Consider the following 26,234-nt stretch of genomic DNA (forward strand, 5'->3'; position numbering starts at 1 on the left):
CGGCTGTGCCCAACCCGCTTCCTCAGCTCTGGAAGCGGCGGGCCTGCGCGAGGTCGTTGCTCTTGTAGCCGTCGGTGGCGTCCATCATCTTCTGCGAGATCGTCAGCAGGGTCTCGTGCATGTGGTTGACCTGCTTGTCCCAGTCCCGCTGGCGGTCGTAGAAGGCCCGCTGGGTCTCACCGTCCCAGGTGTCCACAACGGCCTTCACCTGAGTGATGAGCGTGTCGAGCTCGCTCTTGATGTTGTTGGCGGTCTTCTTGACCTCACCGGCGGCGTGGATGACGCCGGAGTACGTGATCTCCATGGAAGCTTGTCTCCTATGCGAGGCGGGCGGTTACCGAGGGACTAGGACACCTGGAAGCGGTCGAGCACACCATTGCTTCCATCCCCAACGCTCTTGAAGTCGTTGAGCCGCTCGACCTCGTGCTCGTCGAAGCCCCCCTTGCTCGCCTGGACCGCTTCCTTGGTGAAGGCGAGAAGCTCCTTGATGCGCTTGACATCCTGGTTGACCTGCGTCTGCAAGCCGTTGTAGGCGTTGGCTGCGATGCCCTTCCAGTGGCCCTCGACGGCGTCGATCACGCCGTTGAGGGTGCTGATCCTGGCTTCAAGACCGTCATGCATGGTGCCGAGGTCGCGGATCAACTTGTCGATCTCACTACCTGTAAGCCGGAGCTTGTCTGCCATGTCGCACCTTCCCCCATGAATTTCGATAAGGTGACCCGCCGCCTCGACGGACACCTCACGGAACGTAGATTCGTGTCGTCAACAGTCACTCTAGCGGCCCGAAAACGCATGGGCTCGGCGATGTGGCGGGTTGTGACAGCGCCGTTACGGCAATGATCGATTCCGACCGAGTTGTCCGCTGCCGCCCTCTGTGACGTGTGTCGGTCCGTGCCGCCGACGCCAGTCGCGGAGCACAACCGCTCCCCCGGCGGTCAGTGAGACCAGGACCGCGGTGATGCCAAGGGCGTACGTGGCAAGCCGCTCCCGCCGCTCCTGAGGGGTCTCCCCCTGAATCAGCTTCGCCGCTTCCGGTGCGGGGACGTCTTTGAGGGAACCCTTGTTCTCTGTCGGCCGGTTGATGGGATGGTCGTCTTCGGTGAGCGCACGTACCGGATCGACAACCCCCCACCCAACGAATCTATCGTGTCCCCTGACACCGCGCTCCGCCGTCTGCTCGATCTGGGCGACGACTTGGTGCTGCTTCCACTCGGGGTGCTTGGCCCGGATGAGGGCCGCTACACCCGCCACATAGGGAGCGGAAAAGCTGGTTCCGTTGTCGACACACTGACCGCCTTTCGGAACGGTCGAGACGATATCGACCCCGGGTGCCGCGACATCGACGAAGTCGCCGCTCTGCGAGAAGATCGCGCGTTCGTTGTTGCGGTCGGACGCGGCCACCGCGAGAACGCCCGGGTAGGACGCGGGGTAGGTGTTCTTCGACTTGCCGTCGGCGCCGTCGTTGCCCGCGGACGCGACGACCACGACATTGTGGTCGATGGCGTAGGCGACGGCTTCCTCCAGGACGGTTGAGGGACGGGCCCCCTTGGTGTCCTGGGAGATGTTGATGACGCGCGCCCCTTCCGAGACGGCCCTCCTGATCGCCTGCGCCAGCGTTTGTGGGGTGCCCCGGCCCTGGTCGTCGTTCTGCTGCAGAGGAATGATCTTCGCCTCGGGGGCCAGCCCCACAAAGCCGGTCCCCTCCCGTGGACGGGCGGCGATGATGCCCGCCGCCTTGGTGCCGTGGCCGACCTGGTCGTCCGTGCCGTCCCGCTTCGGGGACTTCCCTGACCCGGAGGCGTTCTTGTCCTTCGGCAGGTAGTTGAACCCCCTGCTGGCGTCGACCGCCGTCTTGAGCTGCGGGTTGGTGTTGTCCACTCCCGTGTCGATCACCGCGACCCGTACGGGATTCCCGTCGGCGTCACGACCCTTGGTGTCCTTCCACAGCTGGTCGAGGACGATGCGCTGCAGGGCCCAAGGCGTGCCTTTGATCTGCTTTTTCATGGGGAACGTGCATTCCCCGTTGCCGTCCAGGGCCGCAGGCGAACTCGACGGTGGGATGTCGGCCATCGCGGGGCCGGCGGGCCCCAGGGCTCCCGTGACTCCGACGAGCAGGGCCGCCGTCAACCTGGCCGCGTGCCTCGTGGACCGGGCCGCAGTCACTGATGTCACTTGTGGCTTCTTCTTCGACACTACGAACCCTGCGGCTTCCTGGCGCTGTTGGAGTCGAGCCGCGGACCGATGGGAAGGAACTCGGACCATGTGGCCGGGATGGGAAGGGGGTCCACGCCTTCGTAACCCAGCCGGATCTGGGCCTGGTTGGCATTGGACGAGCTCGCGCCTTTGTCCCCCTTGGCCTCGTCGCCGATCTTCGACTTGCCCGCACTGCTGTCGCTGTTGGACTGCACCTGATAGCGCAGGCCGGTGTCCGTGATCAGGAAGATGGACCCCGTCTTGGTCCCGTTGCCCTTGAACTGGCGGTAGAGAAGGCCGGTTCCGGGGGTGACGTATGCACTGGTGGCCCCGTCGACGATGGTCGCGGGGTACTCGGTGCCCGCCCAAGTGCCCAGCTTCGGCGTTCCATTGCCGCTGACACCGTCGAGGATGCTGCACACGGTGTCACGGGCCGCGCCGCCCTCGGCGGAAGCCACGGAGTTGGCCTGCCGGGGGGGCCGGCCGGGCCAGTCCCTGTCGCCGTAGAACTCCTGGCCGTCGGATGAGAAGTCGGCCGCGCTCACCCGCTCCGCCACTCCCGCCTGGTTGAGCGGACGCAGCTGATCACTGCTGAGCAGCAGTTTGGCGACGAAGTCCGAGATGCGTGCGACCTTGCCCGGCAGCACGACGTAGTGCTGGGTCCCGGGGCCCGTCGTGGCGCTCAGGACCATTCCGACCCGATTGGCTTTGGCGCTCAGGGTGTCGACTCCGGCGTTGGCCTTGATCTGTCCCGGGACCGCGGGGAAGCGAATGGGTGAGCCGTCCTTGAAGGTGTTGAGCCAGTCATCGGTCACCCGCTCCGGCTTCGCACCGTCCTGGACGAGGATCCGCAGCAGGAGGTTGTACTCCGCCTCGGTCGTCGAGTCCTTGCCCTTCTCGCCGCCGATGAGGTACTTCGTACCGCTCGAATCCACGAGGTAGCGCGCGCCGCCGCTGCCTTCGACGTAGAGGACCTGGTTACCGCGCAGCCGCTGAGAGCCCTCCACCTTCTTGGCCTCGCGATCGGCGAAGAGGAAGACGGCCTTCTGCGTGGTGTTCTGATTGCCGCCCGGCTGTTCGCAGACCGCCCAGCGCTTGCTCTTGCGGGCTTCGCTCGCGGAAGGCAGCCGGTCCGGGGCATAGGGGATCCCCAGAGTAGGACCGCGAGGAATGTCACCGTTGTCCAGTTCCGACTCCTTGACGTCGACGATGCTGGACTTATCCGGTGTGAGAAGAAGTTTGGCGGAGGCGAAGTTGAGGACTGGATGAAGCTGCTTCTTGCCGTCGGTCTTGAGGATGACGTAACGAGTCGTCGAATCACTGCCGACGATGATGTGGGATTCGGGCTCGTCCCATCCCTTGGGCGCGGTCGGTTTGAACATGCCCCACGCCCCGAACCCCGCCAGGATCAGCGCCCCCACCACGACGCCGGGCACGACCGAACGCAGAGGACGAGGCGCCGCCTCCTCGGAGACCCCGAACGAAGGCCGTAGAAAGGCCGCAACGGTCCGCTTCTTCGCAAAGGTGTAGGCGTTGAGCTCATCTCGCCGCGATGCCATGTGTCGCCGCTTCTCCCCGGTTATGTGTCCTCGGCCCGAACAATCACGCGCCGGTCAGGGCCCGATACCGACCCGGCTCTCTACTATGCCGGTAAGCGAGGCCGGTGTGTGATCGAGGTGCGAGAAGAGAAGGGAAGAGTGTGGTCAACAGCCACGCGGCTTTCCGATACCGTGACATCGCGATCCGCCGACCCGCGAGCCGGTGTACTGACGAAAGGGCAAAGTGGTCTCCCTGATGAGCTCTGCCACACACACCCGAACGCGTTCTCCCGAGCGTGGCGCATCGCGGCAGCCCTCACGCGGCACCGGATTCAGGTTTCTGCGACTGCAGCAGCTCGTGCTCCTCGAGATCGCCGCCGCGGTGCTCCTGGTCGCCATGGAGAAGCCACTGCTGGCGGTCGTCGCCCTGCCACTGATCCTTCTCGCCGTGCTGCGCCGCCGACAACAGCCGATCTCCGAGTGGATATCCACCGCGAACGCCCTGCGTCACCGCCAAAGGCTGGCCAAGGAGCCCATTCCAGCTGATATCGACCCCTCGCTCGCGCCCGCGGTCGAATGCGACCCGGCGTTGCGCACGTACTCCTACGTCGCCCGTGACCGACGAGAGATCGGAATGGTGGGCGACGGCACTTTCCTCACCGCCGTCCTCCAGATCCAGAGCACGGACACCCCGCTGCGTCCGGCGCGCACCCAGCGGCCCCTGCCGGTGGAACTGCTGCGTGACACGCTGACCGTGGACGATATCCACCTGGAGTCCGCTCAGATCGTGCTGCACACCCAGCCCGCCCCGGCCCCGCATCTGCCGCAGCAGTCGGTCGCCGCCCGTAGCTACGCGCCGCTCCATGAACAGAGCGGCGCTCCCGCCATCCGCATGACCTGGGTGGCCCTCAAGCTGCACCCGGAGCTGTGCCCCGAGGCCATCGAAGCCCGTGGCGGTGGGCTGGAGGGCGTGCAGCGCTGTCTGGTGCGGGCGGTGGATCAGTTGGCGAGCCGACTGGCGGGGGCAGGCTTCACCGCCAAGGTTCTGGACGAGGGTGAAGTGGCGGCGGCCGTCGCGACGTCCGCGTGTTCCAACCCCATGGCGACCGCTCAAGCCGGGCGTGCGAATGCGGCCTCGCGCCGTACGCTCGAAAGCACTCGCGCCTGGCGATGCGACGACCGCTGGCACACCACCTACTGGGTGGGTCGCTGGCCGCAGTTGGGGACGGGTAACGCACCACTGCCTCAAATCGTCGCGCTCCTCACCTCCCTGCCGGCCCTTGCGACCACCTTCAGCTTGACGCTGGCTCGCGGGAGCCGCCAGGGGAACGATCTCAAGGCCAGCGCCTATGTGCGCATCACAGGACGCAGCGACTCAGAACTGGTCGACTCGCGCAAGGCGTTGGAGAGGGCCGCTCGGGGTGTGAAGGTCGGCCTCGTGCGCTTGGACCGCGAGCAGTTGCCGGGCACGCTCGCCACTCTGCCGTTGGGAGGCACACGCTGATGGCCACCACCACAGCCGCTACTCGCGGCTTCACCACCACTTCGGCTCAAGCCCCGGACCTGCCCACCGGATCACGCAGGACGCGTCCCGGCTTCGGGCTCATCGGGCCGCGGCGGGAACGGCATGTGCTGTCGCCGGACCAGCTGGAAGCGATGGCCTTTCCGGTCGGCGACGACGGCGTGGTCGTCGGCGTGGACGAGCAGGGCCAGTCGGCGGTTCTCGGCTTCAGCCGCCCCGAGCCGTTCGACGTGGTGCTGATAGGCGGGTTGTGGACGGCGCAGGCGCTGGCTCTCCGGGCCGCCGGTACGGGCACGCGGATCGCCATCGAAACCGGCCGCCCCCGCATGTGGGCCAATCTCGTCCAGGCCGCGGGCGGCGGTCAGCAGTGCATGACGGTATTCGATGTGGGCCGGGTGCCACCGCAGGGCCCCTCGGTGGGCAGCCCGGTCCTCGTGGTGCGGGACTGTGGCATGCGGCCACCACGCGGCCGGGTTTCCGCCCTGCCCTGGCAGTCGGTCCTCACGCTGCTGCCGTATCTGAGCCCCGTCGCACCCCGGTTGCTGGAGCATGCCGGACTGGTCGGGATTCAACGGGTCTCGCCGGACGAGGCCAAGCAGATCGGCCGGATCATGGCCCTGCGGCAGGAAGACGTCGCCGCCCTCCCCACCATCCCGGACTGGGTCACCCTGTGGTGTACGCGCGGTTCCCGGCAGTACGTCTCGCTCCAGGCGACCGACCCCGAGTCGGGGCTGCTGGGAGCGCCGCGCCGGGTGGACTGACCACCAGTACGCACCCGGTTCGAGGGGCGTGCCCCGCGCGGGGTGCGCCCCTCGACGCGGTGACGGGGTCAAGGGCCGAAGGCCATCAGGAGGTTTTCGGCGGTGGTGTCGGTGCCGGTGATGCGGTTGGTGGCGATGTAGAAGTTGCCGTTGCGGTAGGTGTGGGTGGCCGAGTAGAAGTCGCGCTCGGTTTTTTGGGTGGCCTGGGGCAGACGTAGGAGGGTTTTGGGCTTGCCGCCGTTGGAGCCGATGCGGATGATTCGGCCGGGGGCGGTGTATGAGGGCTTTTCGTAGGCGATGAGGTTCTTGCCGTCCATGTTCAGCGGGAGCAGGAGCCGTTCCGCCACCTTGACCGCCCATTTCCGCTTGCCGGTGGTGAGGTCGAAGGCGTGGATCTCGCTTGTCGAGCCCAAGCCGTGGTCCTGGGTCATCTCGGTCGGCAGGTAGAAGGTGTCGGCGGAGACGGCGACGCCCTCGCAGTTGCCCATGTTGGTGCCGAAGATGTCCGTACCGCATTCCGGCTGGTAGGACTGCTTGCCGAGCGCGAGAGTCGAGCGTTCCTCGCCCTTGTCGGAGAGGGCCAGGATGCCGCCGGAGCGTCGGTCCTGGTCGATGAGGGCCACCACGGCGGGGCTGCTGGAGAAGATGTTGCTGACCTTGAAGCCCTTACGGATGGTGTAGGTCCACTTGATCGAGCCGCTGGGGGTGAGCTGCTGGAGCTTGGCGGTGCCATTGCTGCAGGAGTAGGCGCGCAGCAGGACCTTGCCGCCCGCGTAGCCGTCAATGGAGCAGCCCGCACTCGGCTTTTCGGGTGAGACCTCCTTGCCGTCGCTGACCTTGATGACGGCGGAGCCGCCGAACCAGGCCATGCCGACGAGGTTGCCGCTCTGGGCCATGCCCACATTCGTGTAGCCGCCGCCCATGGCGTCGCTCTCGGGGGCGGGGTGGTCCCAGAGCTTGGCGCCCTTGTTGAGGTCGATCAGGGCGAGTTGGCTGCAGGAGTCCCTTCCATGGCCCTCGTAGGCGACCACGACCTTGCCGTCGGTGGTGGACGTGGGAGCGGCGCAGACCGCCTTGGGGAGCGAGAGGGTCCACTTGCTGCCCCCTTCGTCCTTGTAGGCGATGATCTTGTTTTCGACCGCCTTGACGACATAGCCCTTCATCGCCCAGAAGCCGGGCACTTCGAGGTTGTTCTCGCTGACCTCGGGCGCGGGCTTCTGGTAGAGGACCTTGGCCTCGCCCGCCCGGCGCTGGTCGTTGGGATCGCTTTCGCCGTTGCCGCGCCCGCCCGTGTTGTCGCCGTCACCGGTCGTCGGCTCGGGCGTCGAGTCCTGTGTCGTGGGTTGGCTCGGGGCGGTCTTCGTGGGGCCGGCCGTGGCGTTCTTACCGCCGTCGTCGCCGCCCACCGCTGCGTACACCCCGCCACCGGCCGCGAGCAGTACCGCCACCGCCGCGCCGATGACCAGGGCCTTGCGCTTCGGGGCCGGGTCGCCGCCGGTGGGCGGAGGCGTGCCGTACGGCCCGCCGGACGGTGGGGTGTACGGGCCGCCGTACTCCGGCTGGCGTACGTACGGGTTCTGGGTGTACGGGTTCTGGGCGTACGGGTTCGACGGGTTCGGGCCCGGGGGTGCGCCGGGCGGTGGTGGGGGCGGGCTCGACGGGAGGGCGCCGGTGTCCCATATCTGGGGCGGAGTGCGGCCCGTCGACGGAGCTGGTGGCTGCCTCTGGGGCGCGGTGGGAGGCGTGGTGGGCGGTCCGGCTGGCGTCGGAGGTCTCCGCGGCGAGCCGAAGCCGCTCTGGCCGGGCTCCTGGGGCTCTTGGGGCTCTTGGGGCTCTTGGGGCTGCTGGGGTTCCTGGGGCTCTGGGGGTGGCGGGCCGAAGCCGCCGGAGGGCGGCTGGTTGGGTGGCTGGGGCGGCTGCGGCATCTGCGCCTACCTCTCACACGAGTCCACCGACCGGTCGGCCTCCTCCCCGCGATCCGGTCGGCGGCGCCGACCGGAAAGGGGCGACATGGTCGCAGGTCCCACTGTGCAACGGCATTCGAGCGGGGATTCTTTGTACCACCGGACGCTTGGACTTCTCCCCGCGGTTGCCGGGTACGTACCGCCGTAAGGCACGGTGAGGTCTCGGACAGCCTCGAGTGCGCGGACGGGCCTGCCCCCGCGGCGCTCATGGTGATTAGTCTTGGGGTACCCGGTGGAGCGCCCGATCAAGGGTCCCCGGCGTCACAAAAGGGGAAAGCCGAACGGTCGGACGACAGTAGCGATCGGCAACAGATCGGCCTCGCCAAGAATTTCAAGGGTGTTCGACCACACCAGGAGGCATTGTGAGCAGCGATCGGGACGAGATCCGCACGGGCGGAACCACACCCGGCGATGATCGGTCCGACGCGGAGACCGAGCACACGGGCGAGTTCACCATCGACTACACCCCACCCGCCTGGTACACGCAGAACGCTTCGTCGTCGTCCTCGCCGTCCTCCACGGCCCCCGCGTCGACCGGCGGTTCCGGAGGAACCGGGACGGGCGCCGGTGCGGGGATGCCGGGTCCGCCGCCTCCGCCGCCCACCGGCAACCCGGTGCCCGTACCGGGGGCGCCGGAGCCGAGTGGCTTCCCGGGTGCCTGGCCGCCGCCGGCCCCGGCGCCCTCCTCCGATGTCGCGTCGGACGCCTCCGAGGTGGAGGAGGTCCCCGCCCAGAGGGAGGACGAGGCACGGTCGGAACCGGAGGTCAGAGAGTCCGACTCGGGCATGCGTATGTCGCCTTTGTCTGACTCTGAGTCGGATTCGATTGGTGCCACGTCCGCGGATGACGGTGTGACGAGTGGCGGCGTTTCGGACAGCGCCGAACCCGAGCCCTCCTACGAGTCTTCCGCTCCTGCTTCCGACGTGGAGGCCGAGGATTCTCCAGCGGCTTCCGCTTCCGCTCCCGCTCCCGTCGATGACGACTTCACGCTGGCGCCCGCCGCCGCTCCGCGGGACGACGACGCCTTCCGGCCGGACTCGGAGTTCGCCTCCGAGGCGGGCTCCGACGAGGGCGAGAACGGCGATGTGGTCAGCCCCTCCACCGTGCGGTTCTCCACCGCCTCGCTGCGGCGCGAGATCGCCGAGAGGCGGAGTGAGGACTCCGGCGCCGGGGTCGCCGATTCCGGTCCCGGTTCTTCTTCCGGTTCCGATTCCGGGGCCGGGGCCGATTCCGGTTCCGGGGCCGGGGCCGGGGCCGGGGCCGGGGCCGATTCCGGGTCTGGGTTCGCGTCCGATCCCGGTCCGAGTGCCGATTCCGGCTCCTCGGACACCGACCGTACCGACGACGATGTGCGCAGCGAGGGCACACTGCGCTTCTCCACGGCCGCGCTGCGGCGGGAGATGGAGGAGCTGAGGCAGGCGAGCGCCGAGCCTCAGGACGCGGTCCCCAAGGACGCGGTTCCCAAGGACGCGGTCCCCGAGGACGCCGTGCCGCCGAGCGCGCCGTCGCCCGAGCAGCCCGCCACCACCTGGGCCCCGCCGCCCGTCCCGCAGTCGGGGCTGCCGCCCCTGCCGCCGGACTTCCACCCCGCGGCGCCCGAGGACGCCCCGCCGGCTCCGGGTCCCGCTCCGGTTCCGGAGCAGCGGACGGACGGGCCCGCAACCCCTGGTGCCGGAGTGCCGCTCCCGCCGCAGGACGCCTCCTGGGCGCCACCCCCGCCCCAGACGCAGGGGCAGCCCGGACAGCCCGCCGCGGGGCCGGGGCCGCAGGGCGGATACGGCTATCCGCGTTTCGGTGAGGGCGCTCCCGGTGCGACCCCCGGGCAGCCCGGCCCGGCCCCGCTGCCGGATCAGGCCCAGGGTGCGCGGCCCCCGGCGGCCAACATGCCTGGCCCACAGGGCGGTTACCAGCAGCCCGGCCCGGGCGTACCGGGGCCCGGGCCGCAGGGTGCCCCGGCTCCGCAGGGGCCCCACTACGGCTATCCGCAACCGGGCGCGCAGCCCGCGCCCGGCCCGGATGGTCCGGGACAGGGCCAGGGGCCGACACCCGTCCCGGGCGGCTACGGCTTCCCGCAGCCGCCCGCCCCGGACCAGCAGGGCCAGGGCTCGTACCAGCAGCCCCACCCACAGCCCTACCCCACGCCCCAGCCGGGACCGGCCGACCACCCCGGACAGCCCGCCCAGCCGATGTACCCGGGCCAACCCGGCCAGCCTGCCCAAGGCGGCCAGCCGGGACCGTACGCGCCGAACGGCCCCGTCCAGGGTCAGCAGCCGCATGCCCCCCAGGGTCAGCAGTTCCCCGGGCAGCAGGGTCCGGGCGCACAGGGTGGGTACGGCTTCCCACGCCCCGGCGACGGCGTTCCCGGGCCCGGGCCCGGACCGCAGGCGCAGCCACAGCCGCATGACGGCTACGGCTATCCGCGCCCGGACGCCCACGCCGCCCCGGCCGCCCCGGCCGCCCCGGCCGACCCCCGTACCGGCGGCTGGCCGACCGTGACGCCCGACCAGCGGCGCCAGGCCGGAAGCGCGGGGGCGCCGCTCGGGTACACCGCCGCGGTCGAGCTCTCCTCGGACCGGCTGATCAAGGGCAAGCAGAAGCCGAAGAAGAACACCCCCGGCCCCTCCCGCTTCAAGCTCGGCGGCAAGAAGGAGGAGGCGGAGCGGCAGCGCAAGCTGGAGCTGATCCGCACGCCGGTGCTGTCCTGCTACCGCATCGCGGTGATCAGCCTCAAGGGCGGCGTCGGCAAGACCACGACGACCACCGCCCTCGGCGCCACCCTGGCCATCGAGCGCCAGGACAAGGTCATCGCGATCGACGCCAACCCGGACGCGGGCACCCTCGGCCGACGGGTCCGCCGGGAAACCGGGGCGACCATTCGCGACCTGGTCACCGCGATCCCGTACCTCAACAGCTACATGGACATCCGGCGGTTCACCTCACAGGCGCCGTCGGGGCTGGAGATCCTCGCCAACGACGTCGACCCGGCGGTCTCGACGACGTTCAACGACGACGACTACCGCCGCGTCATCGACGTCCTGGGCAAGCAGTACCCGATCATCCTCACCGACTCGGGCACGGGCCTGCTCTACAGCGCCATGCGCGGCGTCCTCGACCTCGCCGACCAGCTCATCATCATCTCCACGCCCTCCGTGGACGGTGCGAGCAGCGCCAGCACCACCCTGGACTGGCTGTCCGCGCACGGCTACGCGGATCTGGTCTCGCGGAGCATCACGGTGATCTCCGGGGTCCGGGAGACCGGCAAGATGATCAAGGTCGAGGACATCGTGTCCCACTTCGAGACCCGCTGCCGCGGGGTGATCGTCGTGCCGTTCGACGAGCATCTGTCGGCGGGCGCCGAGGTGGACCTGGACATGCTGCGGCCCAAGACGCGTGAGGCGTATTTCAACCTCTCGGCCATGGTCGCGGAGGACTTCACCCGTGCCCAGCAGGAGCAGGGCCTGTGGACGGGCGACGGAGCGGCCCAGCCGCCGCAGGTGGCCCCGCCGATGCCCGGACAGGCCCAGCAGCCCTACCCGGGCGCCTACGCGCCTCAGCAGGGCCAGCAGCCGCAGTACCCCGGGTACCCGCAGCAAGGCGGCCAGCAGGGCTGGCAGCAGTCCTATGAGCCGGGGCAGGGGCAGGGACAGCAGCCGCAGCCCGGCCAGCCGTGGCAGCAGGCCCAGCCGGGGCAGCCCGGCCAGCCCGGGCAACCGGGGCAGCCCTGGCAGCAGCAGCCTCCGCAGCAGTAGCGAGCGAGCGAAGAAGCGCATGCGCCCCGTGGGCCGGTGATCCGGGCCCACGGGGCGCATGCGCGCGTTCACCCGTTCACCACGCGGCGCAGAGGCCACGGCGCAGAGCCCACGGCGCACAGCCGCACCGCACAGCGCCTCAACGCCCGCCGTGCGCCCTCAGCGGCTCCCTGCGCGCAGCAGCCGCCGTACCGCACCTCAGCGGCTCCCGTGCTCCTCCACAAGCTCCCGCGCCCGCTTCACATCGGCCGCCATGCGCTCCAGCAGCGCCTCGATCGAGTCGAACTTCTCCTGACCCCGCAGATAGGCGAGGAAGTCGACCTCGACATGGAGTCCGTACAGATCCAGTCCGACCCGATCGATCGCATACGCCTCGACCGTCCGCTCGGTCCCGTCGAACTGCGGATTGGTGCCGACCGAGATCGCCGCGGGCATCGCCTCGCCCTGCGCCGTCAGCCAGCCGGCGTAGACGCCGTCGGCCGGGATCGCGGTGTGCGGCGGGGTCTCCAGGTTGGCCGTGGGGAAGCCCAGTTCGCGGCCGCGCTGCGCACCGCGCACCACCACTCCCTCGACCCGGTGCGGCCGGCCGAGGACCTCCATCGCGCCCGTGACATCGCCCTCCGCGACCAGGCGGCGCACCAGCGTGGAGGAGAACGGCTCGCCGCCGCCCGCCTCACCGCGCTCGTACAGGTCGATGACCTCGACCTCGTAGTCGTAGGTGGTGCCCAGCTCGCGCAGGAAGGCCACGTTCCCGGCGGCCTTGTGGCCGAAGCGGAAGTTGGGACCCTCCACCACGACCCGGGCGTGCAACTTGTCGACCAGCACCTTCACCACGAAGTCGGCGGGGGTGAGCCGCGAGAACTCCGCCGTGAACGGCAGGATCAGCACCGCGTCCACGCCCAGCCCGGCCATCAGCTCCGCGCGCCGCTGGTGCGTGGCGAGCAGCGGTGGATGGCTGCCGGGCCGCACGACCTCGCTCGGATGCGGGTCGAAGGTGACCACGACCGCCGGTACGCCCAGCTCACGCGCCCGTGCCACGGCACGGCCGATGATCAGCTGGTGTCCTCGGTGCACCCCGTCGTAGGAACCGATGGTGACGACGCTGCGCCCCCAGTCCTCGGGGATGTCCTCCAAGCCACGCCAGCGCTGCACTTTGCCCGCTCCTCGCCCGAACCTTTGTCTGTCGACTTCGCAGGTCTAAGACTGCCATGCCCCGGGCGCCCGCCTCGCATCGGTGGCCGCCCCGAGCGCCCGGACCGGCCGGAAAGCCACCGTAGGCGGCCGGTCCCGGCGCGTGCAACGCGGCCCGGAGTCGGCCACGACACACCGGCGCCGCGGCGGCCAGGCCCCGGGGGCACCCGCGGCGGGCAGAGTCCCCACCCCGCCCCTTGCCGATACAAGGGGCTCCGCCCGTTGACCCCGCCGGGGCTCCGACGGCGTCAACGGCGTCATACGAAGACGGCCAGGCTCTTCGCCTTGCCCTTCGACTCCTCCACCAGGGCCAGAAAACGCCCCTCCGGCCCGAAGACCGCGACCGGCCCGGGCCCCTTCTCCCCCGACGGCATGTCGATCCGCACCCCATTGCCCAGCAGCCGGGCCTGGCGCTCGTCCACGTCCCAGCGCGGGAACGCGGCGGCCGCCGCCTCCGCGATGGGCAGGATCTCCAGCGACTCCTCCAGCCGCTCCAGCGTCCTGGCCGCCTCCAGCCCGTACGGACCGACCCGGGTCCGGCGCAGGGCCGTGAGATGGCCGCCCACGCCGAGTCCGGCGCCCAGGTCGCGCGCCAGGGCCCGGATGTAGGTGCCGGAGGAGCACACCACCGTGACGTCCAGGTCGAGGACGGTGGTGCCGTCCTCCGCCTTGGCCTCGCGGCGGTCGTGGAGGACGAAGGAGGAGACGGTCACCGGCCGCGCCGGAATCGCGAACTCCTCGCCCTCCCGCGCCCGTGCGTAGGAGCGCTTGCCGTCGATCTTGATGGCGCTGACCTTCGAGGGGACCTGCTGGATGTCCCCGGTCAGCGCCTCGATCCCGGCCTGGACGGCGCCCGGGTCGACCCCGGCGGCGCCGTCGGAGGCGGTGATCTCGCCCTCCGCGTCATCGGTGACCGTGGTCTGCCCGAGCCGGATGGTGGCCCGGTACTCCTTCTCGGTCAGCGCCAGATGGCCCAGCAGCCGGGTGGCCTTCTCCACGCCGACCACGAGCACGCCCGTGGCCATCGGATCCAGCGTCCCGGCGTGGCCGACCCGCCGGGTGCCGGCGAAGCGGCGCATCTTGGCGACGACGTCGTGCGAGGTGAAACCGGCCGGTTTGTCGACGATCACCAGGCCGTCCGGCGCCCCGGAACCGGCCCTGCCCTTGCGCGTCATACGTCCGCCGAACCCTTGCCGTCCGTGCCGGGCTCCTCGTCGTCCTCTTCGCCGGGCTTGCGGTACGGGTCGGCGTCGCCCGCGTAAGCGGCGCCCGAGGACGCCTCGCGCACCTGGGCGTCCGCCTCCCTGGCCTTGGCGAGCAGATCGTCGATGGTGCGGGCGTTCTCCGGCAGCGCGTCCGGGACGAACGTCAGGGTCGGGGTGAAGCGCACCCCCGTCTGGCGGCCGACCTCCGACCGCAGCACGCCCTTGGCGCTCTCCAGGGCGGCGGCGGAGGCCGCCCGCTCCTCGTCGTCGCCGAAGACCGTGTAGAAGACGGTCGCCTCCCGCAGATCACCGGTGATCCGGGTGTCGGTGATGGTCACATAGCCCAGCCGCGGGTCCTTGATCCGCCGCTGCAGGGTCTCCGCGACCACGACCCGGATGCGGTCCGCCAGCTTGCGTGCCCGCGCGGTGTCGCTCATGCGTCTTCTTCTCTCTTCTCCGCGTACGTTCTTCGCGTCAGTTCTTCGCGTCGGTCATCGATGGCCACCGGCGGTCCGCGACCGCCGGTCCGGCCCCCTCATTCATCATCGCCACCGTGGAACCGCCGTCGCACCGACAGCAGCTCCACCTCCGGCCGCGCCGCCACCAGCCGCTCGCAGCGGTCGAGCACCTCCCTGAGGTGGCCCGGGTCCCCGGAGACCATCGCCAGGGCGATCTGGGCCCTGCGGTAGAGGTCCTGGTCGCCGACCTCCGCCACGCTCACCGCGAATTTGCGGTGCAGCTCGGCGACGATCGGGCGGACGACGGAGCGCTTCTCCTTCAGCGACCGTACGTCACCGAGAAGCAGGTCAAAGGACAACGTCCCTACATACATGCGGTCCGGGTCAAGCCACCCGTGGGGCCTTTGTGATTGCGGGCTTCTCGCACCGTACACGCAAGGGCCGGGGCCGATCGACGGAAATTCCTCCGCCGATCGGCCCCGGCCGCCGCCGCTCGTCAGCCGCGCGGCTTCTCGCGCATCTCGTACGTCGCGATGACGTCGTCGACCTTGATGTCGTTGTAGCTGCCGAGGTTGATACCGCCCTCGAAGCCCTCGCGAATCTCGGTGACGTCGTCCTTGAAGCGACGCAGACCCTCGATGTTGAGGTTCTCCGCCACGACCTTGCCGTCGCGGATGAGGCGGGCCTTGGTGTTCCGCCGGACCTCGCCGGAGCGGATGAGCACACCCGCGATGTTGCCCAGCTTGGACGAGCGGAAGATCTCGCGGATCTCCGCCGTACCGAGCTCGACCTCTTCGTACTCCGGCTTGAGCATGCCCTTCAGGGCCGCCTCGATCTCCTCGATCACCTGGTAGATGACCGAGTAGTAGCGGACGTCCACGCCCTCGCGCTCGGCCATCTGCGTGGCACGCCCGTCGGCGCGCACGTTGAAGCCGATGACGATGGCGTCGGAGCCCGTCGCCAGGTCGATGTCGGTCTCGGTGACCGCACCCACACCGCGGTGCAGCACCCGCAGGTCCACCTCTTCGCCGACGTCGAGCTGGAGCAGCGAGGACTCGAGGGCCTCCACCGAACCGGACGCGTCGCCCTTGATGATGAGGTTGAGCTGCTGGACCTGACCGGCCTTGAGCACCTTGTCCAGGTCCTCCAGGGAGACCCGGCGGGTGCGCTTGGCGAAGGCGGCGTTCCGCTCGCGGGCGGCGCGCTTCTCGGCGATCTGGCGGGCGGTGCGGTCCTCGTCCACGACGAGGAAGTTGTCACCCGCGCCGGGCACGTTGGTCAGACCGAGCACCAGGACCGGGGTCGCCGGGCCGGCCTCCACCACGTTGTTCCCGTTGTCGTCGAGCATCGCCCGGACGCGGCCGTACGCGTCGCCGACGACCATCGTGTCGCCGACCCGCAGGGTGCCGCGCTGGACCAGCACGGTGGCCACGGCGCCGCGGCCGCGGTCGAGGTGGGCCTCGATCGCGATGCCCTGGGCGTCCTGCTCCGAGTTGGCCCGCAGGTCGAGCGAGGCGTCCGCGGTGAGGACGACGGCCTCCAGCAGGCTGTCGATGTTCAGACCCTGCTTGGCGGAGATGTCGACGAACATGGTGTCGCCGCCGTACTCCTCGGCCACCAGGCCGTACTCGGTCAGCTGACCGCGCACCTTGGTCGGGTCCGCGCCCTCGACGTCGATCTTGTTGACCGCGACCACGATGGGCACATCGGCCGCCTTGGCGTGGTTCAGCGCCTCGATCGTCTGGGGCATCACACCGTCGTTGGCCGCCACCACGAGGATCGCGATGTCGGTCGACTTGGCACCACGGGCACGCATGGCGGTGAACGCCTCGTGACCCGGGGTGTCGATGAAGGTGATCCTGCGCTCTTCGTCGTTGACCTCGGTCGAGACCTGGTAGGCACCGATGTGCTGGGTGATGCCGCCGGCCTCGCCCGCGACCACGTTGGTCTTGCGGATCGCGTCCAGCAGTCGGGTCTTACCGTGGTCGACGTGACCCATGACGGTCACCACCGGCGGACGCGCGGAGAGCATCTCCTCGCCGCCCTCGTCCTCGCCGAACTCGATGTCGAAGGACTCGAGAAGCTCGCGGTCCTCCTCCTCCGGGCTGACGATCTCGACGTTGTAGTTCATCTCGTCGGCGAGAAGCTGAAGCGTCTCGTCGGAGACGGACTGCGTCGCGGTGACCATCTCGCCCAGGTTGAACATCACCTGGACCAGGGACGCCGGGTTGGCGTTGATCTTCTCCGCGAAGTCGGTCAGCGAGGCGCCCCGCGACAGCCGGACCGTCTGGCCGTTGCCGCGCGGCAGCATCACACCGCCGATGGACGGGGCCTGCATGGCCTCGTACTCCTGGCGCCTCTGCCGCTTCGACTTACGGCCACGACGCGCCGGACCGCCGGGACGGCCGAACGCCCCCTGGGTGCCACCGCGGCCACCGGGACCGCCGGGACGGCCGCCGAAGCCGGGACGGCCACCGCCGCCGCCGAAGCCGCCACCGCCGCCGGGACCCCCCGGACGGCCGGCGAAACCGCCGCCACCGCCGGGACGACCGCCGCCGCCACCGCCGGGACGGCCGGCGAAGCCGCCGCCGCCACCGGGACGACCGCCGCCGCCGGGACGACCGCCGCCGCCGGGACCGCGACCGCCACCGCCGCCGGGGCCCGGCCGCGGGCCCGCGGCCGGACGCTGCGGCATCATGCCCGGGTTCGGGCGCGGGCCGCCGGGACCCGGACGCGCGCCGCCGCCCTGGGCGCCCTGCGGACGGGGCATCTGGCCCGGAGTGGGACGGGGACCGCCGGGACCGCCCTGGCCACGGCCCGGACCGCCCTGGCCGCCGCCCTGCGGGCGCGGACCGGCGCCGGGCTGGCCGCCGGGACGCGGGGCGCCGCCGGGACGGGGCGCCTGCGGGCGCGCCATACCGGTGGAACCACCGGAGGTGAAGGGGTTGTTACCGGGACGGGGACCGGCCGGACGGGGACCACCCGGACGCGGACGCTCCTGGCCCGGACGCGGGCCGCCACGGCCACCCTGACCACCCTGGCCCTGACCACCCTGGCCCTGGCCGCCCTGACCCTGACCGCCCTGACCCTGACCGCCCGGACGGCCGCCGGGGCGCGGACCCGGAGTGGCACCCGGCTTGGCGGGCGCGCCCGGCTTGGCCGCGGCGGGCTTGGGGGCGGGGGTCGGCGGCGCGGTGAACTCGGGCTGCGCCGGAGCCGCCGGTGCGGGGCCCGGCTTGGGGCCGGGGGCGGGGGCCGGACGGGCACCCGGCGTGGGACGCGGGCCCGGGGTGGGCGCCGCGCCGGGGGTGCCGCGCTGGCCCTCGGGGGCACCAGCCGGCTTGGGGCCGGGCGCCGGGGGCTTGGGGGCGGCCGGACGGGCCGCCGCCGCCGGACCTGGGGTCGGCGGCTTGGGCGTCGCCTTGCGCGGCGCCGAAGGCTTACCAGCGGCGCGGCCGGAGCCGTTGCCACCCTGGAAAGCGTCAGTCAACTTGCGCACAACCGGCGCCTCGATCGTCGAGGACGCCGAACGTACAAATTCACCGAGTTCCTGGAGCTTGGCCATGACGACCTTGCTCTCAACTCCGAACTCCTTGGCGAGTTCGTATACCCGGACCTTAGCCACTTCGCTCCTTTTAGGTCCGGGTTGTCGCCGGACCGTCGCTACTTCATGGGCGTACTCATCGCGTACTCATCGAGTGCTCATCGCAATCTCGACCTACTTCCGACTCGCGAGGTACCTGACCGCACGGTGTCCCGTGCCGTTCTTCCAACTACTCAGGGTGTCGCCTCTTCACCCCGCTCGACAAACCGGCGGAGCGCCGTGGTGTCGAGCGCTCCCGGCCCCCTGAAGGCCCGGGAAAAGGCCCGGCGGCGAACCGCCAGGTCAAGGCAGACCCGTGTGGGGTGGACATAAGCACCCCGACCGGGGAGCGTACCGCGCCGATCGGGGACACAAACACCCTCGACCAGCACGATGCGCAGCAGATCGTTCTTGGCCGCCCGATCCCGGCATCCCACACAGGTTCTCTCAGGGCAGGCACCAGCTCGCGTGCGGCCAGACACTGCTTAAGTCTACCTCCCCGCGCCGACCTCACCCCTTGGGGGGAGTGATCGAACCGTCACTCGATTTGGCCCGGATCCCGGCGAATCCGGCCGAAATCAGTCTTGATCACCCGACTGCTCGGTGTCCGGCCGGATGTCGATCCGCCAGCCGGTCAGCCGCGCCGCCAGCCGGGCGTTCTGCCCCTCCTTGCCGATGGCGAGGGAGAGCTGGTAGTCCGGCACGGTGACCCGGGCCGAGCGGGCCGCCAGATCGACCACCTCGACCTTGCTCACCCGCGCGGGTGACAGCGCGTTCGCCACCAGCTCAGCGGGGTCGTCCGACCAGTCGACGATGTCGATCTTCTCGCCGTGCAGCTCGGCCATGACGCTGCGCACCCGCCCGCCCATCGGGCCGATGCACGCGCCCTTGGCGTTCAGCCCCGCACGGGTGGACCGGACCGCGATCTTGGTGCGGTGGCCCGCCTCACGGGCGATCGCCGCGATCTCCACCGAGCCGTCCGCGATCTCCGGCACCTCGAGCGCGAAGAGCTTCTTGACCAAATTGGGATGCGTACGCGAAAGGGTCACCGACGGTCCGCGCACGCCCTTGACGACTCGTACGACGTACGTACGCAGCCGGGTGCCATGGGCGTAGTCCTCACCCGGGACCTGCTCCTGCACCGGCAGGATCGCCTCGAGACGGCCGATGTCCACCAGCACGTTCTTGGGGTCCTTGCCCTGCTGGACGACGCCGGCGACGACATCGCCCTCCCGCCCCGCGTACTCGCCGAAGGTGATCTCCTCCTCGGCGTCCCGCAGCCGCTGGAGGATGACCTGCTTCGCGGTCATCGCGGCGATCCGGCCGAAGCCGGAGGGGGTGTCGTCGAACTCCTGGGGCTCCTGCCCCTCCGTCAGGTCCTCGGCGTCCTCGCGGGCCCATACGGTCACATGGCCGGTGTCGCGGTTGAGCTCCACGCGGGCCCGGCGGCGGCTTCCCTCGGTGCGGTGATAGGCGATGAGGAGGGCCGATTCGATCGCCTCGACCAGCAGGTCGAAGGAGATCTCCTTCTCTCGCACCAGACCCCGCAGGGCACTCATGTCGATGTCCACGGCTACGCCTCCTCCTTGCTCTCGTCGTCCTCGCCCGCGGCCTTGTCCGCGGGCTTGCGGTTGAACTCGATCTCCACCCGGGCCTTGGAGATCTCCTCGAAGGCCAGCCGCCTGGCGGTGGGCTTGCGCCCCTTCACACCGGGGACCTCCAGATCGAGGCCCTCGTCGTCCACCGAGACGATCCGGGCCACCAGCTCGCCGCCGTCGGCGAGGCGCGCTCTCATGAGGCGGCCGGTGGCGCGGCGGTAGTGGCGCTGCTCGGTCAGGGGGCGCTCGGCGCCGGGAGAGGTGACCTCGAGGACGTACGCGGTCTGGCCCATGGCGTCCGTGTCGTCGAGGGTCTTGGAGATGTCCCGGCTCAGCTCCGCACACGTGTCCAGCTGGACGCCGTCGTCGGAGTCCACGACCACTCTCAGCACGCGCCGCCGCCCGGCCGGTGTCACCTCGACCTCTTCCAGATCCAGGTCTCGCGCGCTGACGAGCGGTTCCAGCAGTCCGCGCAGCCTCTCGCTCTGGGTGGTGCTCATCCGGGTGACTCCTCGGCCGCGTGTGCTGTTGTGGGAAGGTCGCGTGTCAGGTCAAAGCCTATCTGTTCCGGCGGCGGGCTGACGATTCGGTGGCCGCTGCCGGGCAGACGGCCTCGGCGCGGGTACGCTCGCCTGCTGTGATCACTACCGGCGGCCGGGAGCGGCCGCAGCCCGGAAAGAGGAACGTGTCGATCACCACTCCCCCGCCCCGTGCCACATCCGCGCCTGACGCGCCGTCCGCGGTCCCCGCCGCGTCCACCGCGTCCGCCGTGTCTTCAGCGTTCGCCGCCTCTTCCGCCTGCGCCGCGCCGGTGACCCGGCGGCGGAGTCTGCTGCTGGGCGGCGGAGCGCTGGGGGCCCTCGCGCTGCTGAGCGGCTGCTCCGACGACTCCGAGTCCCGGCGCGAGGCGGACGGCGGGGCGGACGTCGCGCTGCTGCGGGCGCGGGGCGCGCGGGACTCCACCGCACTCCTCGCGCGCTACGACGCGACCGTGGACGCGCATCCCGCCCTCGCGGAGCGGCTGGCGCCGCTGCGGGAGGAGACGGCCCGGCATGTCGCGGTCTTCACCGCCAAGGGCCGGTCCCCCTCTCCCTCCGCGACCGTGTCGCGCTCGCCGTCGGCGGGCGGGCGGCGGATGCCGAAGGTCCCGGAGGACGGGAAACAGGCCCTCTCCGCCCTCGCCCAGGCCGAGCGCCGGACGGCCGACACCCGCACCGCCGCGCTCGCCACCGCGCCGCCCGAGCTGGCCCGGCTGCTGGCCTCCGTCGCGGCCTGCGGCGCCGCCCACGTGTATCTCCTCACGCAGCGCGACACGGACTCGTGATCGCGCTCGGGACCACCGGGAAGGGGTACTGACATGGCCGCTCGAGCAGACCGTCCGGCCGTCGGCGAACGCGCCGCGGCGCTCAGGGCCGCGCAGGCGGCGCTCGCCGCCGAGCACGCCGCGGTGTACGGGTACGGCGTCGTCGGCGGGCGGATCGGCGACGACCGGCTCGCGGAGGCGCGCGAGGGCTACGCCGCGCACCGCGCGCGCCGGGACGACCTCGCCCGCACCGTGCGCGACCTCGGCGGCCGCCCCACGAGCGCGGCGCCCGCCTACGCCCTGCCCTTCGCGGTGCCGGACGCGCCCGCCGCGGTGCGGCTCGCCGCCGAGCTGGAGAACCGGGTCGCCGCCGTCTACGCCGACCTCGTACGGGCCTCGACCGGATCCCTGCGCCGCCAGGCGGCGGGCGCGCTGCGGGAGGCGGCGGTCCGGGCGGTGCGCTGGCGGGGCGGCGGCGTAGCCTTCCCTGGGCTCACCGAACACGCCACACCGGCCACTCCGTCGGCGTCGCCGAGCGGTGGGTCGGACGGGGTGTGACGTCATTGACGGTGGAGGGGACAGCTCAGGAATGGCATCGGCACCACGGCCCGGCGGCCGCGATACGGACCGCGTCCCCGTGCCGAAGCGGCTTCTGGACGCGCTGGGCGACGACCCCGCGAGCGCCGTGCGGAGCTGGCTGGACGCCCTGCCGGGGACGGCCGAGCGGCAGCTGGCGGCCTGGGAGCTGACCCTGGAGCGGGTCGCGACACCCGGGGGGCGTCGCGGGCTCGTCGTGCTCGTACGGCAGGCGGACGGCACTCCGGCGGCGCTGAAGTTCCCGGTCCCCGGCCCGGACGCGGACCGTGAGCGGGCCGCCCTCGCGCACTGGAACGGCTGGGGCGCGGCCCGGCTGCTGCGCGCCGACCCGGACACCGGTGCGCTGCTGCTCGAGCGGCTGCACGGCGCGGTGTCGCTGCGCTCGCTGCCCGAGCCGAAGGCGCTGCTGGAGGCGGCGGGCACGGTGCGGCGGCTGTGGGTGCCGCCGCCCGAGGGGCATCCGTTCGCGTCGGTCACCGGGCGTACGGAGGAGGAGCGCGAGGTCCTGCGGACGCTCGGCGCCGGGGACTGGGCGGCGGACGCCCGTCCCCTCATCGACGAGGCGCTGGAGCTGCGGGCGGCGCTGCCCGCCGAACCGCCCAAGGAGGTGCTGCTGCACGGCGGCTTCCGGCAGGGGAAGGTGCTGGCCGGGGAGCGCGCGCCGTGGCTCGCGGTGGGCCCGGCGCCGGTCGTGGGCGAGCGCGCGTACGACCTGGCGCGGCTGGTGCTCGACCGCTGCGAGGACCTGGCCGCGGGACCCGGCCCCGCCGCGGCCGCGCGCCGCCGGGTCGCCAAGCTGGCGGATTCCCTGGACGTCGACCGCGACCGGCTGCGGGGCTGGTCCCTCTACCGCGCCGTGGAGACGGGTCTGCGCCACGCCGCCGTCGGTGACCGCCGCCGCGCGGAGCTGCTGCTGGAGTTCGCGGGCTGGCTCTGACGGGGCTGCTCGGCCCGGCCGGGTGCGGCTTTCGTCTCGCGCCTCAGGCGCAATGGAGCGGCGGGGGGGCGGAGGCGCGGGCTTCACCGCCCGGCGCCGCGCCCCCAGCGCCGCCGCGGTCGTCAGTCGCTGGTCGTGAGGCGGGCGATGGCCTCGTCGATCGCGAGCTCCTCGCGCTCGCCCGTGCGGCGGTCCTTCAGCTCGACGACGCCGTCCTTCGCGCCGCGCCCCACGACCAGGATGGTCGGGACGCCGATCAGTTCGGAGTCGGTGAACTTCACGCCCGGGGAGACGCCGGCGCGGTCGTCGACCATCACGCGCAGGCCCGCCGTGCCCAGCTTCTCGGCGAGGTCGAGGGCCATCTCGGTCTGGAGGGCCTTGCCCGCCGCGACGATGTGGACGTCGGCCGGGGCGACCTCGCGGGGCCAGCACAGGCCGGACTCGTCGTGGGTCTGCTCGGCGAGGGCGGCGACGGCGCGGGAGACGCCGATGCCGTACGAGCCCATGGTGACCCGCGCCGGCTTGCCGTTCTGGCCGAGCACATCGAGCTGGAAGGCGTCGGCGTACTTGCGGCCGAGCTGGAAGATGTGGCCGATCTCGATCGCCCGGTCCAGCTCGATGCCCGCACCGCAGCGGGGGCAGGGGTCGCCCGGCTCGACCACGACGACGTCCAGGTACTCGTCGACCTCGAAGTCACGGCCGCAGACCACGTTGCGCGCGTGGGTGTCGGGCTTGTTGGCGCCGGTCACCCAGGCGGTGCCGGGGGCGACGCGCGGGTCGGCGATGTAGCGGAAGGACTTGCCCGCCAGTCCCTGCGGGCCCACGTAGCCGCGCACCAGCTCGGGGCGGCCCTCGAAGTCCTCGGCCGTGACGAGCTCGACGACGGCGGGGGCGAGGTGCTCGCCCAGCTTGCCCAGGTCCACCTCGCGGTCGCCGGGGACGCCCACCGCGGTGATCTCGCCGTCGACCTTGACCAGGAGGTTCTTCAGGGTGGCGGAGGCCGGGACACCGAGGTACTCGGCGAGGGTCTCGATGGTGGGGGTGTCGGGGGTGTCCAGTTCCTCGAGGGGGCCGTGCCCGGCGCCCTCGACCGGTGGCACGGTCACCGTGACCGCCTCGGTGTTCGCGGCGTAGTCGCAGTTCGGACAGTCGACGAAGGTGTCCTCGCCGGCCGCCGCCGGGGCCAGGAACTCCTCGGAGGCCGAGCCGCCCATCGCGCCGGAGACCGCGGAGACGATGCGGTAGTCCAGGCCGAGGCGCTGGAAGATCCGCTGGTACGCCTCGCGGTGCAGCCGGTAGGACTCGGCGAGGCCCTCGTCGGTGGTGTCGAAGGAGTACGAGTCCTTCATCAGGAACTCGCGCCCGCGCAGCACACCCGAGCGGGGGCGGGCCTCGTCCCGGTACTTGGTCTGGATCTGGTAGAGCATGACCGGCAGGTCCTTGTAGGACGTGCACTGGTCCTTGACCGTCAGGGTGAAGATCTCCTCGTGGGTCGGGCCGAGGAGGTAGTCGGCGCCCTTACGGTCCTTGATCCGGAAGAGCAGGTCGCCGTACTCGTCCCAGCGGCCGCTCGTCTCGTACGGCTCGCGGGGCAGCAGCGCGGGCAGGAGGACCTCCTGGGCGCCGATGGCGTCCATCTCCTCGCGGACGATCCGCGAGACGTTCTCCAGGACCTTCTTGCCGATCGGCAGCCAGGTCCAGATGCCCGCGGCGGCGCGGCGGACGTACCCGGCGCGGACGAGCAGCTTGTGGCTGGCGGTCTCGGCGTCCGCCGGGTCTTCGCGCAGCGTCTTCAGCATCATCGTGGACATGCGCTGGACGTTGACGGCGTGGGCCATGGGGTCTCTCCTGCGTGCGATGGGATGTGTCGGAGGTTAGCCGCCCGGGCTGGTTTCCCGGAAATGCGTAGGGCCGTAGCGGCGCCTGCCGGGGTCCGGCGGACCACGCGGCGGAGCCGTACGGCGACGCCGCGGGAAGGGACGGGGAGGGGGCGGCCCGCCGCAGACGCCAAGGTCCGTCGGATGCCGTCCTAGCGGCGGCGCAGCGGCAGGGGGGCTCCCATCACGGCGTACGGGCTCGGGGCGCTCGGGAAGAGCACGGGGCGGGCGAGGTCGCGGTAGCCCAGCGAGCGGTAGAGCGCGCGGGCCGGGCTCTCGGTGTCGATCGCGGACAGGATCGAGCGCGGCTCGTCGGCGCCGTCCGTGATGGTCGTGATCAGCTCTCGGCCGATGCCGCGGCTCTGGTACTCGGGGTGGACGTGCAGCTCGGTGATGACGAACGAGTCGTCCAGCCAGTCCTCGTGCCCGGCCGCGCGCAGATACGGCTGGACGACCGTGGACCACCAGTGGGTGCGGTTGTTGGGCATGCCGTAGACGAAGCCGACGAGCCGGCCGGTGGGCGTGGTCGCGCCGAGCGCGCGGGCGCCGGGGCTCTTGAGGTGGCGCAGCACGATGTGGCGTCGTACGCCGACCTCCTCGTCCGTCAGCCCGAAGGCGACGGCCTGGACGGCGAGCGCTTCGTCCACGCGTGCGGCGAGGTCGAGCGACCCGACGACGACGTCTTCGGGTTCCGGGGTCCGCCCCCCGGGGAGATGCAGCATGGGCGGCACCCTACTGGCCCGTCGATCAGAACAGCACACTCATGAACGCGCCGACTTCCCGGAAGCCGACCCGGCGGTACGCGGCGCGGGCCGCCGTGTTGAAGTCGTTGACGTACAGGCTCACCACCGGGGCGACCTCGCTCAGCGCATAGCGCAGCACGGCCGCCATTCCGGTCTCGGACAGGCCGCGGCCGCGGTACTCGGGGGCCACCCATACGCCCTGGATCTGGCAGGCGTGCGGGGTGGCCGCGCCGATCTCGGCCTTGAACACCACCCGGCCGTTCTCGACCCGGGCGAAGGAGCGCCCGGCGGTGACGAGCTCGGCGACCCGGGCCTGGTAGAGCAGCCCGCCGTCGCCCGCGAGCGGGGAGACGCCGACCTCCTCGGTGAACATCGCCACGCACGCCGGCATGATCACGTCCATCTCGTCCTTGCGGACGCGGCGCACCAGCGGATCGGGCGGGATGTCGGCGGGCATCGAGCTGGTGACCATCAGCGGCTGACGGGCGCGGACCTCACGGGCCGGGCCCCAGCTGGGCTCCAGCAGGGACCACAGCCCGGCGGTGGTCTCGGCGGGGCCGACGATCGAGGAGCAGCGGCGGCCCGCCCGGCGGGCGCGCTCGGCGAAGCCGCGCACGGCCTCGGGGGTGGCGCAGATGGGCACCAGGTTCGCCCCGGCGTAGCAGAGCGACTCCAGCCGTCCGCCGGAGTACCAGCCCCACATCTCGCCGCCGAGCCGCCACGGGTCCAGACCGGCGACCTGGACGCGGGCGGCCACGAAGGCGTTCGAGACGGGGTCGCGGTCGAGCACCGCAAGGGCCGCGTCGAGCTCATGGGGCTCGAGGACCCTGGTGGTGGACGTGGTCAGCACGTGTCGGTCTGCCTCACGTGGTGCGGGCCCGCGGGCCGGGGACGTCGATTCTCCAGACTCTACCGCGCAGGCCAAGAGGGCCCTTTTTCGAGGGCTCAGTTCTCCCCCAGCTACCGCTGGGAGGTGCCCCCGGCCGGAAGACCCAAGCACCCGGAAGCTCTACGG

23 protein-coding genes and 1 pseudogene are annotated in these 26,234 nt (G+C 71.3%); 7 read left to right on the forward strand and 17 right to left on the reverse strand.

What is annotated here, in order from left to right:
- Nucleotides 1-22 precede the first annotated feature (22 nt).
- From ACZ6TD_RS15250 to eccB, 4 genes are all read right to left on the reverse strand, one after another.
- Complete coding sequence (locus ACZ6TD_RS15250; protein WP_471354362.1) at nt 23-304, reverse strand: WXG100 family type VII secretion target; 282 nt, start codon at nt 302-304, stop codon at nt 23-25.
- Between the two features lie 41 nt (nt 305-345).
- Nucleotides 346-684, reverse strand: a complete 339-nt coding sequence (locus tag ACZ6TD_RS15255) for a WXG100 family type VII secretion target (protein ID WP_471354364.1) — start codon at nt 682-684, stop codon at nt 346-348.
- 144 nt (nt 685-828) lie between these two features.
- Entirely contained in the window at nt 829-2,004 is a 1,176-nt protein-coding gene (mycP, locus tag ACZ6TD_RS15260) for a type VII secretion-associated serine protease mycosin (RefSeq protein ID WP_471354366.1), read from the reverse strand.
- 188 nt (nt 2,005-2,192) lie between these two features.
- A complete protein-coding gene (eccB, locus tag ACZ6TD_RS15265) occupies nt 2,193-3,752 on the reverse strand; it encodes a type VII secretion protein EccB (RefSeq protein WP_471354368.1) in 1,560 nt (519 codons plus the stop codon).
- Between the two features lie 235 nt (nt 3,753-3,987).
- On the opposite strand from eccB, the gene eccE reads away from it, so the two are divergent.
- The gene (eccE, locus tag ACZ6TD_RS15270; protein ID WP_471357750.1) at nt 3,988-5,235 is read left to right on the forward strand and encodes a type VII secretion protein EccE; all 1,248 of its coding nucleotides are present in this window, start codon (nt 3,988-3,990) and stop codon (nt 5,233-5,235) included.
- The gene (locus ACZ6TD_RS15275) at nt 5,235-6,014 is read left to right on the forward strand and encodes a hypothetical protein (protein ID WP_471354369.1); all 780 of its coding nucleotides are present in this window, start codon (nt 5,235-5,237) and stop codon (nt 6,012-6,014) included. The genes eccE and ACZ6TD_RS15275 overlap by 1 nt, the downstream gene beginning before the upstream one ends.
- A gap of 68 nt (nt 6,015-6,082) precedes the next feature.
- Here the strand turns inward: ACZ6TD_RS15275 and ACZ6TD_RS15280 are convergent, their stop codons facing one another.
- Complete coding sequence (locus tag ACZ6TD_RS15280) at nt 6,083-7,939, reverse strand: outer membrane protein assembly factor BamB family protein (protein ID WP_471354371.1); 1,857 nt, start codon at nt 7,937-7,939, stop codon at nt 6,083-6,085.
- A 401-nt stretch (nt 7,940-8,340) separates the two neighbouring features.
- Between ACZ6TD_RS15280 and ACZ6TD_RS15285 the strand changes: the two are divergent.
- Nucleotides 8,341-8,418: pseudogene (locus tag ACZ6TD_RS15285) on the forward strand (SCO5717 family growth-regulating ATPase); the annotation flags it as partial.
- A gap of 20 nt (nt 8,419-8,438) precedes the next feature.
- Here ACZ6TD_RS15285 and ACZ6TD_RS15290 read toward each other — a convergent pair.
- Nucleotides 8,439-8,765, reverse strand: coding sequence for a hypothetical protein (locus ACZ6TD_RS15290; RefSeq protein ID WP_471358911.1), 327 nt, complete (start codon nt 8,763-8,765; stop codon nt 8,439-8,441).
- A gap of 64 nt (nt 8,766-8,829) precedes the next feature.
- On the opposite strand from ACZ6TD_RS15290, the gene ACZ6TD_RS15295 reads away from it, so the two are divergent.
- Complete coding sequence (locus ACZ6TD_RS15295) at nt 8,830-11,727, forward strand: MinD/ParA family ATP-binding protein (protein ID WP_471357753.1); 2,898 nt, start codon at nt 8,830-8,832, stop codon at nt 11,725-11,727.
- Nucleotides 11,728-11,925: 198 nt separating this feature from the next.
- On the opposite strand, the gene ACZ6TD_RS15300 is transcribed toward ACZ6TD_RS15295, so the two are convergent.
- The 8 genes from ACZ6TD_RS15300 to rimP form a co-directional block, all read right to left on the reverse strand.
- Nucleotides 11,926-12,879, reverse strand: a complete 954-nt coding sequence (locus tag ACZ6TD_RS15300) for a bifunctional riboflavin kinase/FAD synthetase (RefSeq protein WP_137979807.1) — start codon at nt 12,877-12,879, stop codon at nt 11,926-11,928.
- A 296-nt stretch (nt 12,880-13,175) separates the two neighbouring features.
- Nucleotides 13,176-14,093: a tRNA pseudouridine(55) synthase TruB gene (gene truB, locus ACZ6TD_RS15305; RefSeq protein ID WP_471354373.1), complete on the reverse strand. Its 918-nt coding sequence runs from the start codon at nt 14,091-14,093 to the stop codon at nt 13,176-13,178.
- Nucleotides 14,090-14,560, reverse strand: a complete 471-nt coding sequence (rbfA, locus tag ACZ6TD_RS15310; protein ID WP_471354375.1) for a 30S ribosome-binding factor RbfA — start codon at nt 14,558-14,560, stop codon at nt 14,090-14,092. The genes truB and rbfA overlap by 4 nt, the downstream gene beginning before the upstream one ends.
- Nucleotides 14,561-14,658: 98 nt before the next feature.
- Nucleotides 14,659-14,955, reverse strand: a complete 297-nt coding sequence (locus ACZ6TD_RS15315) for a DUF503 domain-containing protein (RefSeq protein ID WP_262705646.1) — start codon at nt 14,953-14,955, stop codon at nt 14,659-14,661.
- Between the two features lie 122 nt (nt 14,956-15,077).
- Entirely contained in the window at nt 15,078-18,206 is a 3,129-nt protein-coding gene (gene infB, locus ACZ6TD_RS15320) for a translation initiation factor IF-2 (RefSeq protein WP_471354377.1), read from the reverse strand.
- Nucleotides 18,207-18,358: 152 nt separating this feature from the next.
- Entirely contained in the window at nt 18,359-18,646 is a 288-nt protein-coding gene (locus tag ACZ6TD_RS15325) for a YlxR family protein (RefSeq protein WP_471354379.1), read from the reverse strand.
- 96 nt (nt 18,647-18,742) lie between these two features.
- Nucleotides 18,743-19,735 (reverse strand): transcription termination factor NusA, encoded by a 993-nt coding sequence (gene nusA, locus ACZ6TD_RS15330; protein WP_471354381.1) that lies wholly within the window; start codon nt 19,733-19,735, stop codon nt 18,743-18,745.
- Between the two features lie 2 nt (nt 19,736-19,737).
- A complete protein-coding gene (rimP, locus tag ACZ6TD_RS15335; RefSeq protein WP_471354383.1) occupies nt 19,738-20,262 on the reverse strand; it encodes a ribosome maturation factor RimP in 525 nt (174 codons plus the stop codon).
- Nucleotides 20,263-20,531: 269 nt separating this feature from the next.
- Between rimP and ACZ6TD_RS15340 the strand changes: the two genes are divergently transcribed.
- From ACZ6TD_RS15340 to ACZ6TD_RS15350, 3 genes are read left to right on the forward strand one after another with little or no spacing between them, the layout of a single operon-like run.
- Nucleotides 20,532-21,086 carry a hypothetical protein gene (locus ACZ6TD_RS15340; RefSeq protein ID WP_471354385.1) on the forward strand — a complete coding sequence of 185 codons (555 nt, stop codon included), beginning with the start codon at nt 20,532-20,534 and terminating at the stop codon, nt 21,084-21,086.
- Nucleotides 21,087-21,119: 33 nt separating this feature from the next.
- Nucleotides 21,120-21,623: a ferritin-like domain-containing protein gene (locus ACZ6TD_RS15345; RefSeq protein WP_138917264.1), complete on the forward strand. Its 504-nt coding sequence runs from the start codon at nt 21,120-21,122 to the stop codon at nt 21,621-21,623.
- Between the two features lie 31 nt (nt 21,624-21,654).
- Nucleotides 21,655-22,599 carry an aminoglycoside phosphotransferase family protein gene (locus ACZ6TD_RS15350; protein WP_471354387.1) on the forward strand — a complete coding sequence of 315 codons (945 nt, stop codon included), beginning with the start codon at nt 21,655-21,657 and terminating at the stop codon, nt 22,597-22,599.
- A gap of 122 nt (nt 22,600-22,721) precedes the next feature.
- Here ACZ6TD_RS15350 and ACZ6TD_RS15355 read toward each other — a convergent pair whose 3' ends face one another.
- The 3 genes from ACZ6TD_RS15355 to ACZ6TD_RS15365 all read right to left on the reverse strand — a co-directional run bounded on the left by ACZ6TD_RS15355 (nt 22,722) and on the right by ACZ6TD_RS15365 (nt 26,069).
- Complete coding sequence (locus ACZ6TD_RS15355; protein WP_471354389.1) at nt 22,722-24,437, reverse strand: proline--tRNA ligase; 1,716 nt, start codon at nt 24,435-24,437, stop codon at nt 22,722-22,724.
- 191 nt (nt 24,438-24,628) lie between these two features.
- Nucleotides 24,629-25,198 carry a GNAT family N-acetyltransferase gene (locus tag ACZ6TD_RS15360; protein ID WP_471354391.1) on the reverse strand — a complete coding sequence of 190 codons (570 nt, stop codon included), beginning with the start codon at nt 25,196-25,198 and terminating at the stop codon, nt 24,629-24,631.
- A gap of 25 nt (nt 25,199-25,223) precedes the next feature.
- Complete coding sequence (locus ACZ6TD_RS15365) at nt 25,224-26,069, reverse strand: GNAT family N-acetyltransferase (RefSeq protein WP_471354393.1); 846 nt, start codon at nt 26,067-26,069, stop codon at nt 25,224-25,226.
- Nucleotides 26,070-26,234 lie beyond the last annotated feature (165 nt).

Source organism: Streptomyces yongxingensis (assembly GCF_055597465.1).

Coding starts and splice junctions, on each gene's coding strand:
- ACZ6TD_RS15250 (WP_471354362.1), bottom strand. CDS start 304: ATGGAGATCACGTACTCCGGCGTCATCCACGCCGCCGGTGAGGTCAAG.
- ACZ6TD_RS15255 (WP_471354364.1), bottom strand. CDS start 684: ATGGCAGACAAGCTCCGGCTTACAGGTAGTGAGATCGACAAGTTGATC.
- mycP (WP_471354366.1), bottom strand. CDS start 2,004: ATGAAAAAGCAGATCAAAGGCACGCCTTGGGCCCTGCAGCGCATCGTC.
- eccB (WP_471354368.1), bottom strand. CDS start 3,752: ATGGCATCGCGGCGAGATGAGCTCAACGCCTACACCTTTGCGAAGAAG.
- eccE (WP_471357750.1), top strand. CDS start 3,988: ATGAGCTCTGCCACACACACCCGAACGCGTTCTCCCGAGCGTGGCGCA.
- ACZ6TD_RS15275 (WP_471354369.1), top strand. CDS start 5,235: ATGGCCACCACCACAGCCGCTACTCGCGGCTTCACCACCACTTCGGCT.
- ACZ6TD_RS15280 (WP_471354371.1), bottom strand. CDS start 7,939: ATGCCGCAGCCGCCCCAGCCACCCAACCAGCCGCCCTCCGGCGGCTTC.
- ACZ6TD_RS15290 (WP_471358911.1), bottom strand. CDS start 8,765: ATGCCCGAGTCGGACTCTCTGACCTCCGGTTCCGACCGTGCCTCGTCC.
- truB (WP_471354373.1), bottom strand. CDS start 14,093: ATGACGCGCAAGGGCAGGGCCGGTTCCGGGGCGCCGGACGGCCTGGTG.
- rbfA (WP_471354375.1), bottom strand. CDS start 14,560: ATGAGCGACACCGCGCGGGCACGCAAGCTGGCGGACCGCATCCGGGTC.
- ACZ6TD_RS15315 (WP_262705646.1), bottom strand. CDS start 14,955: ATGTATGTAGGGACGTTGTCCTTTGACCTGCTTCTCGGTGACGTACGG.
- rimP (WP_471354383.1), bottom strand. CDS start 20,262: ATGAGCACCACCCAGAGCGAGAGGCTGCGCGGACTGCTGGAACCGCTC.
- ACZ6TD_RS15345 (WP_138917264.1), top strand. CDS start 21,120: ATGGCCGCTCGAGCAGACCGTCCGGCCGTCGGCGAACGCGCCGCGGCG.
- ACZ6TD_RS15350 (WP_471354387.1), top strand. CDS start 21,655: ATGGCATCGGCACCACGGCCCGGCGGCCGCGATACGGACCGCGTCCCC.
- ACZ6TD_RS15355 (WP_471354389.1), bottom strand. CDS start 24,437: ATGGCCCACGCCGTCAACGTCCAGCGCATGTCCACGATGATGCTGAAG.
- ACZ6TD_RS15360 (WP_471354391.1), bottom strand. CDS start 25,198: ATGCTGCATCTCCCCGGGGGGCGGACCCCGGAACCCGAAGACGTCGTC.